13 protein-coding genes are annotated in these 13,757 nt (G+C 58.8%); 4 read left to right on the top strand and 9 right to left on the bottom strand.

What is annotated here, in order from left to right; genetic code table 11:
- Window positions 1-224: 224 nt before the first annotated feature.
- The 4 genes from dapB to grpE form a co-directional block, all read right to left on the bottom strand.
- Entirely contained in the window at window positions 225-1,031 is an 807-nt protein-coding gene (dapB, locus tag H043_RS0103815) for a 4-hydroxy-tetrahydrodipicolinate reductase (protein WP_003221523.1), read from the bottom strand.
- Between the two features lie 9 nt (window positions 1,032-1,040).
- Window positions 1,041-2,165, bottom strand: coding sequence for a molecular chaperone DnaJ (dnaJ, locus tag H043_RS0103810; protein WP_003221522.1), 1,125 nt, complete (start codon window positions 2,163-2,165; stop codon window positions 1,041-1,043).
- A gap of 297 nt (window positions 2,166-2,462) precedes the next feature.
- Window positions 2,463-4,379 carry a molecular chaperone DnaK gene (gene dnaK / locus H043_RS0103805; RefSeq protein WP_003221521.1) on the bottom strand — a complete coding sequence of 639 codons (1,917 nt, stop codon included), beginning with the start codon at window positions 4,377-4,379 and terminating at the stop codon, window positions 2,463-2,465.
- Window positions 4,380-4,481: 102 nt separating this feature from the next.
- Window positions 4,482-5,048, bottom strand: a complete 567-nt coding sequence (gene grpE / locus H043_RS0103800; RefSeq protein ID WP_007961425.1) for a nucleotide exchange factor GrpE — start codon at window positions 5,046-5,048, stop codon at window positions 4,482-4,484.
- Window positions 5,049-5,288: 240 nt separating this feature from the next.
- On the opposite strand from grpE, the gene recN reads away from it, so the two are divergent.
- On the top strand, window positions 5,289-6,962 hold the full coding sequence (gene recN / locus H043_RS0103795; protein WP_027610775.1) for a DNA repair protein RecN: 1,674 nt from the start codon (window positions 5,289-5,291) through the stop codon (window positions 6,960-6,962).
- Between the two features lie 75 nt (window positions 6,963-7,037).
- On the opposite strand, the gene fur is transcribed toward recN, so the two are convergent.
- The gene (gene fur / locus H043_RS0103790) at window positions 7,038-7,442 is read right to left on the bottom strand and encodes a ferric iron uptake transcriptional regulator (RefSeq protein ID WP_003221515.1); all 405 of its coding nucleotides are present in this window, start codon (window positions 7,440-7,442) and stop codon (window positions 7,038-7,040) included.
- Window positions 7,443-7,539: 97 nt separating this feature from the next.
- On the opposite strand from fur, the gene H043_RS0103785 reads away from it, so the two are divergent.
- Entirely contained in the window at window positions 7,540-8,067 is a 528-nt protein-coding gene (locus H043_RS0103785; RefSeq protein WP_027610774.1) for an outer membrane protein assembly factor BamE, read from the top strand.
- Between the two features lie 61 nt (window positions 8,068-8,128).
- On the opposite strand, the gene H043_RS0103780 is transcribed toward H043_RS0103785, so the two are convergent.
- The 3 genes from H043_RS0103780 to H043_RS0103770 are packed head-to-tail and all read right to left on the bottom strand — an operon-like array spanning window position 8,129 to window position 10,281.
- Window positions 8,129-8,443: an RnfH family protein gene (locus tag H043_RS0103780; RefSeq protein ID WP_027610773.1), complete on the bottom strand. Its 315-nt coding sequence runs from the start codon at window positions 8,441-8,443 to the stop codon at window positions 8,129-8,131.
- A complete protein-coding gene (locus H043_RS0103775; protein ID WP_003221509.1) occupies window positions 8,436-8,870 on the bottom strand; it encodes a type II toxin-antitoxin system RatA family toxin in 435 nt (144 codons plus the stop codon). The genes H043_RS0103780 and H043_RS0103775 overlap by 8 nt, the downstream gene beginning before the upstream one ends.
- A 7-nt stretch (window positions 8,871-8,877) precedes the next feature.
- Window positions 8,878-10,281 (bottom strand): sodium-dependent transporter, encoded by a 1,404-nt coding sequence (locus tag H043_RS0103770; protein ID WP_007961408.1) that lies wholly within the window; start codon window positions 10,279-10,281, stop codon window positions 8,878-8,880.
- Between the two features lie 119 nt (window positions 10,282-10,400).
- Between H043_RS0103770 and smpB the strand changes: the two genes are divergently transcribed.
- The gene (gene smpB, locus H043_RS0103765) at window positions 10,401-10,883 is read left to right on the top strand and encodes an SsrA-binding protein SmpB (RefSeq protein ID WP_003221505.1); all 483 of its coding nucleotides are present in this window, start codon (window positions 10,401-10,403) and stop codon (window positions 10,881-10,883) included.
- A 102-nt stretch (window positions 10,884-10,985) separates the two neighbouring features.
- Here the strand turns inward: smpB and H043_RS0103760 are convergent, their stop codons facing one another.
- A complete protein-coding gene (locus H043_RS0103760) occupies window positions 10,986-11,753 on the bottom strand; it encodes a GntR family transcriptional regulator (RefSeq protein ID WP_027610772.1) in 768 nt (255 codons plus the stop codon).
- Window positions 11,754-12,014: 261 nt separating this feature from the next.
- Between H043_RS0103760 and H043_RS0103755 the strand changes: the two genes are divergently transcribed.
- Window positions 12,015-13,709, top strand: coding sequence for a lactate permease LctP family transporter (locus tag H043_RS0103755; protein WP_027610771.1), 1,695 nt, complete (start codon window positions 12,015-12,017; stop codon window positions 13,707-13,709).
- Window positions 13,710-13,757 lie beyond the last annotated feature (48 nt).

The following is a 13,757-nucleotide window of genomic DNA, read 5'->3' as shown; positions in this document are numbered from 1 at the left end:
ATCGCAGGTTGTAAAAAAGCGGAGTGACGTATGGACACGTCACCCCGCTTCTTCACTGAATTATTCTGCGCGCTTTTAGTGGACACACTAAAGCTGTAGCTTACAGAAAAAGGCTTTTTTGGTCCACCGCTAAAGAGCCTAAAAGGCCGGAGAATGCGACAGGCCGTCGCGCGGTATAGAAAAACCAGCGCAAACCGGGCGTTTACGCTGGGTAAAACAGTCAATCAATGCAGGTCGAGCACGTCCTGCATGTCATACAGACCCGGCTCGCGACCATCCAGCCACAACGCCGCACGCACAGCACCCTTGGCGAATGTCATGCGACTGGAAGCCTTGTGCGTGATCTCCAGGCGCTCGCCCTCACAGGCGAACAGCACGGTGTGATCGCCGACCACATCACCACCACGCACGGTGGCGAAACCGATGGTTTCCCGCTCGCGCGCACCCGTGTGGCCTTCACGGCCATAGACCGCAACCTTCTGCAGATCGCGATCCAGCGCATCGGCAATCACCTCACCCATGCGCAGGGCAGTACCCGAAGGCGCGTCAATCTTGTGCCGGTGATGCGCCTCGATGATCTCGATGTCCGCATCATCGCCCAGCACCCGGGCGGTCATCTCGAGCAGCTTCAACGACAGGTTGACCCCGACGCTGAAGTTGGCCGCGAACACGATCGGAATATCCTTGCCCGCCTCGGCCAGTAGCTGCTTTTGCGCAGCGTCGAGCCCGGTGGTGCCGATGACCATGGCCTTGCCGGCCTTGCGGCAGAACGCGAGGTTTTTCAGCATGACTTCCGGCAGGGTGAAATCGATCAGTACATCGAACTCTTCAGCCACCGATTCGAGATTGCCGGACAACGGCACACCGATGCGACCCAGCGAAGCCAGCTCACCGGCATCCACCCCGATCAGCGTACTGCCGGGACGAACGATCGCCGCGGTCAGGCCGGTCAGCGGCGCGCGCTGCTGCACGGCCTCGACCAGAATCTTGCCCATGCGCCCGGCGGCGCCCATCACAGCTATACGTCGCATGCCGACTCCTTACAGATCGCCGAAGAAGCGCTTCACACCATCGAACCAACCGGTGGTTTTTGGCGAGTGGCTGTTGTCATCCGCCAGCGAGCTGCGGAATTCTTCGAGCAATTCGCGCTGACGACGATTCAGATTGACCGGGGTCTCGACCGCTACACGGCACATCAAGTCGCCCGCACCACCGCCCCGCACCGGCGCCACGCCTTTGCCACGCACGCGGAACTGCTTGCCGGTCTGGGTGCCTTCAGGGATTTTCAGTTTGACGCGACCGTCGAGGGTCGGGATTTCCAGCTCGCCGCCGAGCGCCGCATCAACAAAGCTGATCGGCACTTCGCAGAACAGATGTTTGCCGTCGCGCTGGAAGATGTCGTGCTCGCGCACATTGATCACCACGTACAGGTCGCCAGTCGGGCCGCCCTGGGTGCCCGCCTCGCCTTCGCCGGACAGACGGATGCGGTCGCCGGTATCAACGCCAGCCGGCACTTTGACCGACAGTGTTTTGTACTCTTCGACGCGACCGTCGCCGTGGCAGGAATCGCACGGATCGGAAATGATCTTGCCCTGGCCATGGCAACGCGGGCAGGTCTGCTGCACCGAGAAGAAGCCCTGCTGCATGCGCACCTGACCGATGCCGCCGCAGGTCGGGCAGGTTGATGGCGACGAGCCTTTCTTCGCGCCGGAACCATCGCATGGCTTGCAATTGACCAGTGTCGGAACGCGAATATTCACGGTGGTACCGCGTACCGCTTCTTCCAGATTCAGCTCCAGGGTGTAGCGCAGATCGCTGCCACGCTGGGCGCCGCCACGGGAACCGCCACGACCGCCACCGAAGAAGTCACTGAAGACATCGCCAAAGATGTCGGAGAAGTTCTGCCCGCCGAAACCGGCGCCACCGCCACCCATGCTTGGGTCGACGCCAGCATGACCGTACTGGTCGTACGCCGCGCGCTTGCTCGAATCGGACAATACTTCGTAGGCCTCGTTGGCCTCTTTGAACAGTTCTTCCGACGCTTTGTCATCGGGATTACGGTCCGGGTGATGCTTCATCGCCAGACGACGATAGGCCTTCTTCAGGTCTGCATCGCTTGAACCACGCTCTACACCCAATACTTCGTAATAGTCACGCTTTGCCATAAGTCTTTTGCACTCTTGAGGACGTTCGGCAAACCCCTCCTGAGGATGGCCAAACTCGTTGAGCCCCAATACAGGCCCGGACCCAACTCACGTCAATTCAACGATCCTGGTCTTTGTTTCTTTTGGTACTTGCGGCACGAAAAGCAGGAGCATTCCCGGCCATACCAGCAGCAGGCGAACCTTGTCGCATGCTGTAAAAATTCGTGTATTCCAGATACGCCAACGCGGGAGCAAGCTCCCGCGCGGCGACATCCTACCAGTCACCGCCGCAAGGCAGTCAACCGGCCGACCAACAACTTACTTGTGGTCTTTGACTTCTTCGAACTCGGCATCGACAACATCGTCAGCCTTTTCAGCTTTCTCGTCGTGCGGTGCCGCGCCTTCAGCAGGCTGAGCCTGTTCGGCGTACATCTTCTGAGCAACCGGAGCCGAGACTTTCGACAGCTCTTCGATCTTCGCTTCGATGGCAGCCTTGTCGTCGCCTTTCACAGCGGCTTCCAGTGCAACCACAGCGGCTTCGATCGCGGTCTTCTCTTCAGCGCTGACCTTGTCGCCCGCTTCGGTAACCATTTTGCGAGTCGAGTGAACCAGTGCATCACCCTTGTTACGGGATTCAGCCAGTTCAGCGAACTTGCGGTCTTCCTCGGCGTTCAGCTCGGCATCGCGAACCATCTTCTGAATTTCTTCATCCGACAGACCGGAGTTGGCCTTGATGGTGATCTTCTGCTCTTTACCGGTCGCCTTGTCTTTCGCACCAACGTGCAGGATGCCGTTAGCGTCGATGTCGAAGGTCACTTCGATCTGTGGCACGCCACGTGGAGCTGGTGGAATGTCGGCCAGGTCGAACTTGCCCAGGGACTTGTTCTGTGCGGCCTGCTTACGCTCACCTTGTAGAACGTGAATGGTCACAGCGCCCTGGTTGTCGTCGGCAGTCGAGAACACTTGCGATTTCTTGGTAGGAATCGTGGTGTTTTTCTCGATCAGCGCGGTCATCACGCCACCCATGGTTTCGATACCCAGGGTCAGCGGGCTGACGTCGAGCAGCAGAACGTCTTTCACGTCACCGGCCAGAACGGCGCCCTGGATCGCAGCACCCATGGCAACCGCTTCGTCCGGGTTCACGTCTTTACGTGCTTCTTTACCGAAGAAATCGGTCACCAGCTTCTGTACCAGCGGCATACGGGTCTGACCGCCGACCAGAATCACGTCGTTGATCGCGCCAACGTCGATACCGGCGTCTTTCATGGCGATACGGCAAGGTTCGATGGTGCGCTGAACCAGGTCTTCAACCAGCGCTTCGAGCTTGGCACGCGAGATCTTCACGTTCAGGTGCTTAGGACCGGTAGCGTCTGCAGTGATGTACGGCAGGTTGACGTCGGTCGACTGAGCGGACGACAGCTCGATCTTGGCTTTCTCAGCGGCTTCTTTCAGGCGCTGCATGGCCAGCGGGTCACCTTTGAGGTTCATACCGCTTTCTTTCTTGAATTCGTCAACGAGGTAGTCGATCAGACGAATGTCGAAGTCTTCACCGCCGAGGAAAGTGTCACCGTTGGTGGCCAACACTTCGAACTGGTGCTCGCCGTCAACTTCAGCGATCTCGATCACGGAAACGTCGAAAGTACCGCCACCCAGGTCATAAACGATCACGGTGTGATCGCCCTTGGCCTTGTCCATACCGTAAGCCAGAGCAGCTGCGGTTGGTTCGTTGATGATACGTTTAACGTCCAGACCGGCGATGCGGCCGGCGTCTTTGGTCGCCTGACGCTGGCTGTCGTTGAAGTAGGCCGGAACGGTGATCACCGCTTCGGTCACAGGCTCGCCGAGGTAGTCTTCGGCGGTCTTCTTCATCTTCTTCAGAATTTCAGCCGAGATTTGTGGCGGCGCCATTTTCTGGCCGTTCACTTCAACCCAGGCGTCGCCGTTGTCAGCCTTGGCGATTTTGTACGGGACCATCTTGATGTCTTTCTGTACGACTTCTTCGTCGAACTTGCGACCGATCAGACGCTTCACCGCGTACAGGGTGTTGTGCGGGTTGGTCACTGCCTGACGCTTGGCCGACTGACCAACGAGGATTTCACCATCGTTGGCGTAAGCGATGATCGACGGCGTGGTACGCGCGCCTTCGGCGTTTTCGATAACTTTGGCTACGCCGTTTTCCAGCACGGAGACGCAGGAGTTGGTAGTCCCCAGGTCGATACCGATAATTTTGCCCATGTTCACTCTCCCGAAACTTTGGATTTTGTTGCCGCAGCAGTGGTGGCTAACTGCGGTAATACTTAAACGCTTGACTTCTAAATGGGGGCCTTGCGGCTAATTTCAAGCCTTCTCGTCAATCGAAGGCGAAATTGGCGCCGGCGCCTTGCTGACCACAACCATGGCCGGACGCAACAGGCGGCCATTGAGCTGGTAGCCCTTCTGGAACACCTTCAGAACGCTGTTCGGTTCGACGTCGGCGCTTTCCTGCATGGCCATCGCCTGATGGTGAACGGCATTGAACGGTTCGCCATGCGGATCGATCGCTTCAAGCTGGTAACGCTTGAGGGTGTCGTGGAACATTTTCAGGGTCAGCTCGATGCCTTCGCGCATCGGACGGATGCTTTCGTCGTCCGGGCTCGACAGTTCGAGGCCGCGCTCCAGGCTGTCAACGATCGGCAGCAAGTCACCGGCGAACTTTTCCAGCGCAAACTTGTGCGCCTTCTCGACATCCTGCTCGGCACGACGGCGGACGTTCTGCAGATCGGCAGCTACGCGCAGCGACTGATCCTGCGCGGCGGCCAACTGCTCTTCGAGCACTTGTACACGGGTCGCCAGGTCGTCACCCGAAGTTTCGGGCGCCTGATTGGCTTCTGGATTTTGCGTATCTACTGTCTGTTCGTCAGCCATAGAATTCTCCTTTCAATTACGTCCGCGAGCTGTACTCGCGCTTCTGCCCCGATATATGGGGCCGCAAAATCAGGCTTCAAGGGCCTGCAATGATTAACCCTACAAAAAAGTGCTGCATTGTCATTCCCGCTCGGACTAAGCATTTGATCGGATCAAGCAAATCGAGCTAAGCGAGGGCATTGTCAGCCTGAAACAAAACACTGTATAAATAACCAGACCTAAAGCCTGGGAGCGGCCTTTATGCTGGTGCACCTGTCCGTACATAACTACGCCATCGTTGAACATCTCGATCTCGAACTCGATCGCGGGATGAGCGTGATCACAGGGGAAACCGGCGCCGGCAAGTCGATCATGCTCGACGCCCTGGGCCTGACCCTGGGCGATCGCGCCGACAGCGGCGTGGTTCGCCCGGGCGCCGACAAGGCCGACATACTGGCCACCTTCGATCTGGTCGACATCCCTGAAGCCCATGCCTGGTTGGCCGAGCGCGATCTTGAAAGCGATGGTCCGTGCATCCTGCGTCGGGTGATCACCGCTGAAGGCCGTTCACGCGGCTATATCAATGGCACGCCCTGCCCGCTCGGCGATCTCAAGGCCCTCGGCGAACTGCTGATCGATATCCACAGCCAGCACGAACACCAGTCCCTGCTGAAGACCGACACTCACCGGCGCCTGCTCGACGAATACGCCGGCGCTACCGATCTGGCCCGCCAGGTTCAACTCGCCGCGCAGCGCTGGCGTCAAACCCGCCAGGAGCTGGAGCGCCTCTCCAATTCCGGTGACGAACAACGCGCGCGCCACCAACTGCTCAGCTACCAGCTTGAAGAACTGGAAAACCTCGGCCTCGGCGACAACGAGCTGGAACAGCTGGAGCAGGAACACAAGAATCTGACCAATGCCGAAACCCTGCTCGGCATCTGCCGACAGGTGGTCGAGCAGTGCAGCGAAAGCGATTCCGGCAATGTGCTGAATGCACTGACCGCCAGCCTCAATCGCCTGTCGAGCGTGAACAACTCGGTTGGCGCACTGGGCGAAGCCAGCAGCCTGCTGACCAGCGCGCAGATCCAGGTCGAAGAAGCCGTGGGCGAACTCAATCGCTTCCTCGACAACTTCGATGCCGATCCGGCGCGCCTGCAGTATCTGGAAGAACGCCTCGACGCAATTTACACCCTGGCCCGCAAGCACCGGATCCAGCCAACCGAAGTCGCCGAGATGCAGCAGAAGTTGCTGGATGAGATCGAAACCCTTAACGCCAACGACGAATCCATCGAGCGCCTGGGTGAAGAACTGGCGTCCTACGCACGCCATTATCAAGAGAAGGCCCGCGAGCTGAGCAACTTGCGTCATCAGGGCGCCAGCAGCCTTGCCAGCGCCGTGGAACAGGAAATCCAGCGCCTGGGCATGCCCGGTGGTCGTTTCACCATCGAATTGCGCGCCAACAGCAGCGACGAATTGCTACCCAACGGCCTGGAGCAAGTCGAGCTGCTGGTCAGCGCCAACCCCGGCCAGCCACTGAAGGCGCTGGCCAAAGTGGCCTCCGGCGGCGAGCTGTCGCGGATCAGTCTGGCGATTCAGGTGATCACCGCGCAGACCTCACGGGTACCAACCCTGGTATTCGACGAAGTGGACGTGGGCATCGGCGGGCCGACCGCCGAAATCGTCGGCCAGTTGCTGCGGCGGCTTGGCGATCGCGGTCAGGTGCTGACCGTGACGCACTTGCCGCAAGTGGCAGCGCAGGGTCATCAGCATTTATTCGTGCACAAGGTACGGGGCGAACAAGCGACTCACACCGCCGTGTCCAAGCTGAGCAAGAACGACCGTATAGAAGAAGTGGCGCGGATGCTGGGCGGCATCGACCTGACCAAAGAGTCTTTGGCTCACGCAAAAAAAATGGTGGTTACCGCAAAAGTTTAAGCACAGCAGAAAGCACGAAGGCGACCCTTGGGTCGCCTTCGTTCGTTTCGCGAACCTGAAATTCGCGCGACATGCTTACTTTTTCTTGCGTACGTACAGCACCAGATTGTGATCTACCAGATCAACACCGTGCTCCTCGGCAATTGCCTTCTGGAGCTTTTCGATTTCCGGACTGACGAATTCGACGACTTCACCGGTTTCCACGTTGACCATGTGGTCGTGGTGGCCACCGTCGGCCAGCTCGAATACCGCGTGGCCACCGTCGAAGTTGTGACGGACCACGAGGCCAGCGGCTTCGAACTGGGTCAGAACACGGTAAACCGTGGCCAGACCAACGTCCTCGCCCGCTTCCATCAACGCCTTGTAGACGTCTTCGGCACTCATGTGACGCTGCTCGGTAGAATCGAGCATTTGCAGGATCTTGACCCGTGGCAGGGTCACTTTGAGGCCGGCTTTGCGTAGTTCGCTATTTTCAACCATGGTCAGCTTTCTCGCGATGCTGCTTCGCAGCTTCTCTTAATGCGGGTATGATCGGCGTTTACGTTGTCCCAGCCAAGATAGTGGAAGTCGCCCACCGATGCAAAACACCAAGCTCTTGCTAACCAGTTTCACCTTTGTGGGACTGCTCGCACTCGCCGGTTGTTCATTCCCCGGGGTTTACAAAATCGACATCCAGCAGGGCAATGTCGTCACGCAGGACATGATAGACCAGTTACGCCCGGGAATGACCCGTCGGCAAGTACGGTTTATCATGGGTAACCCTCTGCTGACCGACACGTTCCATGCCGATCGCTGGGATTATCTGTACAGCCTGCAACCTGGTGGCGGTGAACGCCAACAGGAACGCGTGAGTGTTAACTTCAACTCCAACGACCAGCTTGTCAGCCTGTCCGGTGACTTCATGCCGGGCGTGAGCCGTGACGAAGCCATTCTCGGCAAGGACAGTGGCACCAGCGTGACCGCCCCTGCTGAAAACGCCGAGAAGCCGAAGCCGGAACAACCAGCCAAACCAGGTTCCTTGCTGGATTCGATCCAGAAGGACGTGGACGGTGTTGAAACCGTTCCGGTTCCGACGCCTGAACCGCTGGACACCTCGCCGCAGTAATGTGCGAGGCAATAAAAAACCCGGAATTTCCGGGTTTTTTATTGCCTGCGATTTGGCCTATCTACTGATTTCGCGCTTTCGCCTCGGCAGCCTTGGCCGCGCGCAGACGCCGCACCTCTTTCGGGTCAGCCAGCAATGGTCGGTAGATCTCGATGCGATCCCCCGCCTGAATCAGGCGAACCTGCGGATCCGCGATCACTTTGCCGAAGATACCCAACGGGCACTCGCTCAAGTCCAGCTCCGGAAATTCATCGCCAATACCTGACTTGAGCACCGTCTCACGCACTGTCGTCCCTTCAGGAACGCTCAAAGTGCGCAAGATCTGACGATCCACGGCGGCATACACCACCTCAATCTCGATCACCGGCTCAACCATGCATCTGTTTGGCGCGCTGGCAGAACGCATCCACCAACGTATTCGCCGCCTGATTGAACAGCGGGCCGAGTGTCGCGCGCACCAGCGGGCCGGCGTAGTCGAAAGACAGGTCAAGACTGATCTTGCAGGCCTTCTCGTTCAACGCCTTGAAGACCCAGACGCCATGCAGTTGGTTGAACGGGCCTTCTTCCAGGTTCATTTCGATCGATTGCCCCGGCACCAGCGTATTGCGCGTGACGAAGTGCTGACTCAGACCGCCCTTGGCCACGCCAACGCTGGCACGCATGTGCTCGGGCGAACTCTCCAGCACCTCGGCGGACGAGCACCATGGCAAGAATTCCGGGTAACGCGCGACGTCGTTGACCAGGTCGTAGAGGAATTGCGCCGGGTATGGCAGCAACGCCGAACGTTGAATATGTGTCGTCATGTAAGCGTTACTTCCAGAGCTGAGCGGCAAACACTACCAGAATGCCGATGGGCGCCACGTAGCGCATCAAGAACAGGGACAGGGCAAACAGCGCCGGGTTACGAATCGACAACTCGTCACGCACCGCCTCACGCCCCATCACCCAACCGGCAAACAGCACGAAGCACAGGCCACCGAGCGGCAACATGATCCGCGAGGTGAAGAAATCGATCACGCCGAAGAAGTCCAGACCACCTGCCGCACCCCATTGATAGAGATGGAACAGCCCGCCATCGTTCACGAAAAATTTGGCTTCCTTCCAGATATTGAAAGAGAAAACCGTACCGAGACCGACGAACCAGCAAATGAATGCCAGCCAGAAAGTCACCCAGCCACGGCTGATTTTCGTGCGTTCAACCAGATAGGCAACCATCGGCTCGAGCAGGGAAATCGCCGAGCTCCAGGCGGCAATTGCCACCAGGACAAAGAACACCACGCCCATCAATTGGCCGAAAACCACGTTACCGAAGGCAAATGGCAGACTGACGAACATCAGGCCCGGACCTTCGCTAGGGTTCAAACCGCCAGCAAACACAATCGGAAACAATGCCAGACCGGCCACCAGCGACACGAAGGTGTCGAGCAGTGCCACACCGACCACCGTGCCGGACAACGAGGCTTCCTTGGTCATGTAAGCGCCGTAGATCATGATCGAGCCGACGCCCACGCTCAGGGAAAAGAACGCATGGCCCATGGCGGGCAGCAAGCCGTCGAGGACTTTTTCCGGGTGGAAATCGAACATGAAATGCACGCCCTCCATGAAATGCCCGGTGGTCATGCTGTAACCCAGCAACACCAGCACCATCACGAACAGCAGCGGCATCATGATCCGCAGACTGCGCTCAAGCCCGGCAACCACGCCTTTGGCGATCACCACGGCCGACAACAGCATGAAAACTGTGTGCCAAAGTGTCAGGCGCCAGGGATCGGAGATGACATTGCCGAAATAAGCGCCGACCTGCTCCGCCGTGGCGCCCTGGAAGTCGCCGCGCCCCATGTCGATGATGTAATCCAGCGACCAGCCGCCAACCACACTATAGAAAGACAGGATCAGCAGCGCCGTGATCATCCCGGCAAATGCGCCCCACGACCACTTGCCCGAATGCCCGGCTTCCAGCGCCAGCACCTTCAAGGCATTCGCCGGACTCTGCCGCGCGCGGCGGCCGATCAGGGTTTCAGCCAGCATGACCGGGATCCCGATCAGGGCGATGCAGGCCAGAAACATCAGCACGAAGGCGCCGCCACCGTAGACCCCGACCATGTAGGGGAATTTCCAGATGCTGCCCAGTCCCACGGCCGAACCGGTCGCGGCGAATATGAAAACCCAGCGGCTAGCCCAACTGCCGTGGACAGAAACCTTGTCTGTCGACATTGAATATCACGCCCAAGCGTTAGAAAAAGAGGCCGCATTGTCCGGGATTCACTCAACGTGCTCAAGCACGCAGCATCACCGTAGCCGAGGACCGTTTATCTCCATATAATGCCGCCCCTATGGCTAAACAGAAGAAACACCCAACAGGGACCATCGCGCAGAACAAAAAGGCGCGACACGATTACTTCATCGAACATCGTTTCGAGGCTGGTCTGGTCCTGGCCGGCTGGGAAGTAAAAAGTCTGCGGGCAAGCAAGCTGCAACTGGTCGACAGTTACGTGCTGCTCAAGGATGGCGAAGCCTGGCTCCTCGGCAGTCACATCACGCCGTTGATGACCGCCAGCACCCACGTCATCGCCGATCCGACCCGCACCCGCAAACTGCTGCTGAACAAGCGCGAGCTGGAAAAACTCGCCGCTGCCGTGCAACAGAAAGGCTACGCCTGCGTGTGCCTGTCCTTCTACTGGAGCAAGCACATGGTCAAGTGCGAGATCGCTCTGGGCAAGGGCAAGAAGGAATACGACAAGCGTGACACCGAGCGCGAACGCGACGCCGGTCGTGAATTGCAGCGCGCCGTGCGCAACAAGGGCAAGGAAGAATAATTTTCCTGCTTTAAAAGATCGCAGCCTGCGGCAGCTCCTACACAGGAATGAGAATTTCCCTGTAAGAGCTGCCGAAGGCTGCGATCTTTTTGCTTCTAAAAGCTACATCCCCTTGCGCCGCTCCGCCCGAGCCATGCGCTGAACTTCCTGCCGCACCTCTTCCAGCACTTCCTGCACATACAGAATGTGCCGACTGGAAACCTCGCGCGCCTGCTCCGCACGCCCCTCGATAATCGCCAGATACAGCTCCCGGTGCTGAGAGATCAGCATGTCGCGGGTTTCCGTGCGCTGCTTGTACATGCCGCCAATGTTGGTCACCACGTTGCGCTTGAGCAGATCGAACAGACCGCGAATGGTGTGCAGCAGCACCGCGTTATGGCTGGCTTCGGCGATCGCCAGATGAAACTTCGCATCCGCCGCGCCCTCTTCCGCCCGACTCACTTCGTCATGCCGCGTATAGCAATCCTGCAACTCATTGAACGCAGCAGTCAGACGCTCACGATCCACGTCCGTAGCGCGCAATGCTGCGTAATAGGCACACGATGCCTCCAGAGTGTGCCGAAACTCCAGCAAGTCGCGCTGCGCCTCGGGATTGCTCTCCAGCAGCAATAGCAGAGGATCGCTGAAGGTCGAGCCGAGCGTTTCCACCACATAGTTACCGCCGCCCTGGCGACTGACCAGCAAACCTTTGGCCGCCAGTTTCTGAATCGCTTCGCGCAACGACGGACGCGATACGCCGAACTGCTCGGCCAAAGCGCGCTCGGCCGGAAGCCGCTCACCGGACTTCAGCGTGCCCTCGAGGATCATCCCCTCGAGGCGCTCGACAATATCGTCAGACAAACGGCGCTGACGAATCTGATCAAACCCCATAACTCAATTCTCCACGATCCCGACCGCTCGCCGGGCTCTCTATTCTGGCCTATCGGCGCCCCGCCGACACCTGTCAGCGCACATTCGCCCGACCGGATTAGATGCCCTCTGCACCGCCTGTTCGACAAAAGTTTCAGGGCGACAAATTGACACACCGACATCAAGGCTTTTACCCTAGCCAACAGCGATTGTAAATTGGTATTACCAATTAACCAAGAACGCTGACAGTGCCTGACCAACAACAATTAGGGGCCACCCCATATGCAAACCTGGCAACAGCTCTATACCCCGCTCGGCAGTCTCGGCGTCTCCGCTCTTGCGGCCGTCATCCCCATCGTTTTCTTCTTTCTCGCGCTGGCGGTGTTCCGCCTCAAGGGTCACGTGGCCGGCAGCATCACGCTGGCCCTGTCGATTGCCGTGGCGATTTTCGCCTTCCACATGCCGGTCGACATGGCCTTCGCCGCGGCCGGATACGGCTTTGCCTACGGTCTGTGGCCGATTGCCTGGATCATTGTCGCGGCGGTGTTCCTCTACAAACTGACGGTCAAGAGTGGTCAGTTCGAGGTCATTCGCAGTTCGGTGCTGTCGATTACCGACGACCAGCGTCTGCAGGTGTTGCTGATCGGTTTCTGTTTCGGTGCGTTTCTGGAAGGTGCCGCCGGCTTCGGCGCGCCGGTAGCGATTACCGCCGCGCTGCTGGTCGGCCTCGGCTTCAACCCGCTGTACGCCGCTGGCCTGTGCCTGATTGCCAACACCGCGCCAGTAGCGTTTGGCGCACTGGGCATTCCAATCATTGTTGCCGGGCAAGTGACCGGCATCGACGCGTTCAAGATCGGCGCCATGACCGGCCGCCAACTGCCGCTGCTGTCGCTGTTCGTGCCGTTCTGGCTGGTGTTCATGATGGACGGCCTGCGTGGCGTGCGTGAAACCTGGCCGGCAGCGCTGGTTGCAGGCCTGAGCTTCGCCGTGACCCAGTACTTCACTTCGAACTTCATCGGCCCGGAGTTGCCGGATATCACCTCGGCTCTGGCCAGCCTGATTTCCCTTACCCTGTTCCTCAAAGTCTGGCAGCCAAAACGCGCCGCCGGCCAACACATCGCCGGCGCCGTTTCGGCCTCGGTGGTGACCGCCAGCGCAGGAGGTTTCGGCCAGAAGCGCAGCACCGTGGCGTCGCCTTACAGCCTCTGGGAAATTTTCATCGCCTGGTCGCCATTCCTGATCCTCACCGTGCTGGTAACCATCTGGACCCTCAAGCCGTTCAAGGCCATGTTTGCCGCCGGCGGTTCGATGTACGCCTGGGTGTTCAACTTTGCCATCCCGCACCTTGACCAACTGGTGATCAAGACTGCTCCGATCGTCGCCACCCCGACCGCCATCCCGGCCGTGTTCAAACTCGACCCGATTTCCGCGACCGGTACCGCGATTTTCTTCTCGGCGCTGATCTCGATGCTGGTACTGAAGATCAATTTCAAAACTGGTCTGACCACTTTGAAAGAAACCTTTTACGAACTGCGCTGGCCTATTCTGTCGATCGGCATGGTGTTGGCGTTTGCCTTCGTCACCAACTACTCAGGGATGTCTTCGACCATGGCGCTGGTCTTGGCCGCGACCGGCGCAGCCTTCCCGTTCTTCTCTCCGTTCCTCGGCTGGCTGGGCGTGTTCCTCACCGGCTCGGATACCTCGTCCAACGCGCTGTTCAGTTCGCTGCAGGCGACCACCGCGCACCAGATCGGCGTCAATGACACCCTGCTGGTAGCCGCCAATACCAGCGGCGGTGTGACCGGCAAGATGATCTCGCCACAATCGATCGCCGTGGCCTGCGCCGCGACCGGGCTGGTGGGTAAGGAATCGGATCTGTTCCGCTTCACTCTCAAGCACAGCCTATTCTTTGCCACGATTGTCGGCCTGATCACTCTGGCCCAGGCCTACTGGTTCACCGGCATGCTGGTGCACTAAACCTATAAACAAAACGGAAATAACCGACGCCGGCTGGTGATTCCGGCG

This window comes from Pseudomonas sp. URIL14HWK12:I6, assembly GCF_000514195.1.
Taxonomy (GTDB): Bacteria; Pseudomonadota; Gammaproteobacteria; order Pseudomonadales; family Pseudomonadaceae; genus Aquipseudomonas; species Aquipseudomonas putida_A.
Note: the sequence above shows the minus strand (reverse complement) of the source record. Positions and strands in the feature narration are given on the sequence as shown.

What these genes read in the sequence shown, in the direction of transcription:
- dnaK (WP_003221521.1), bottom strand. Translation starts at nt 4,379, where the DNA reads ATGGGCAAAATTATCGGTATCGACCTGGGGACTACCAACTCCTGCGTC.
- H043_RS0103760 (WP_027610772.1), bottom strand. Translation starts at nt 11,753, where the DNA reads ATGGGGTTTGATCAGATTCGTCAGCGCCGTTTGTCTGACGATATTGTC.
- H043_RS0103785 (WP_027610774.1), top strand. Translation starts at nt 7,540, where the DNA reads ATGCAAAACACCAAGCTCTTGCTAACCAGTTTCACCTTTGTGGGACTG.
- H043_RS0103775 (WP_003221509.1), bottom strand. Translation starts at nt 8,870, where the DNA reads ATGACGACACATATTCAACGTTCGGCGTTGCTGCCATACCCGGCGCAA.
- dapB (WP_003221523.1), bottom strand. Translation starts at nt 1,031, where the DNA reads ATGCGACGTATAGCTGTGATGGGCGCCGCCGGGCGCATGGGCAAGATT.
- dnaJ (WP_003221522.1), bottom strand. Translation starts at nt 2,165, where the DNA reads ATGGCAAAGCGTGACTATTACGAAGTATTGGGTGTAGAGCGTGGTTCA.
- recN (WP_027610775.1), top strand. Translation starts at nt 5,289, where the DNA reads ATGCTGGTGCACCTGTCCGTACATAACTACGCCATCGTTGAACATCTC.
- H043_RS0103755 (WP_027610771.1), top strand. Translation starts at nt 12,015, where the DNA reads ATGCAAACCTGGCAACAGCTCTATACCCCGCTCGGCAGTCTCGGCGTC.
- smpB (WP_003221505.1), top strand. Translation starts at nt 10,401, where the DNA reads ATGGCTAAACAGAAGAAACACCCAACAGGGACCATCGCGCAGAACAAA.
- H043_RS0103780 (WP_027610773.1), bottom strand. Translation starts at nt 8,443, where the DNA reads ATGGTTGAGCCGGTGATCGAGATTGAGGTGGTGTATGCCGCCGTGGAT.
- fur (WP_003221515.1), bottom strand. Translation starts at nt 7,442, where the DNA reads ATGGTTGAAAATAGCGAACTACGCAAAGCCGGCCTCAAAGTGACCCTG.
- H043_RS0103770 (WP_007961408.1), bottom strand. Translation starts at nt 10,281, where the DNA reads ATGTCGACAGACAAGGTTTCTGTCCACGGCAGTTGGGCTAGCCGCTGG.
- grpE (WP_007961425.1), bottom strand. Translation starts at nt 5,048, where the DNA reads ATGGCTGACGAACAGACAGTAGATACGCAAAATCCAGAAGCCAATCAG.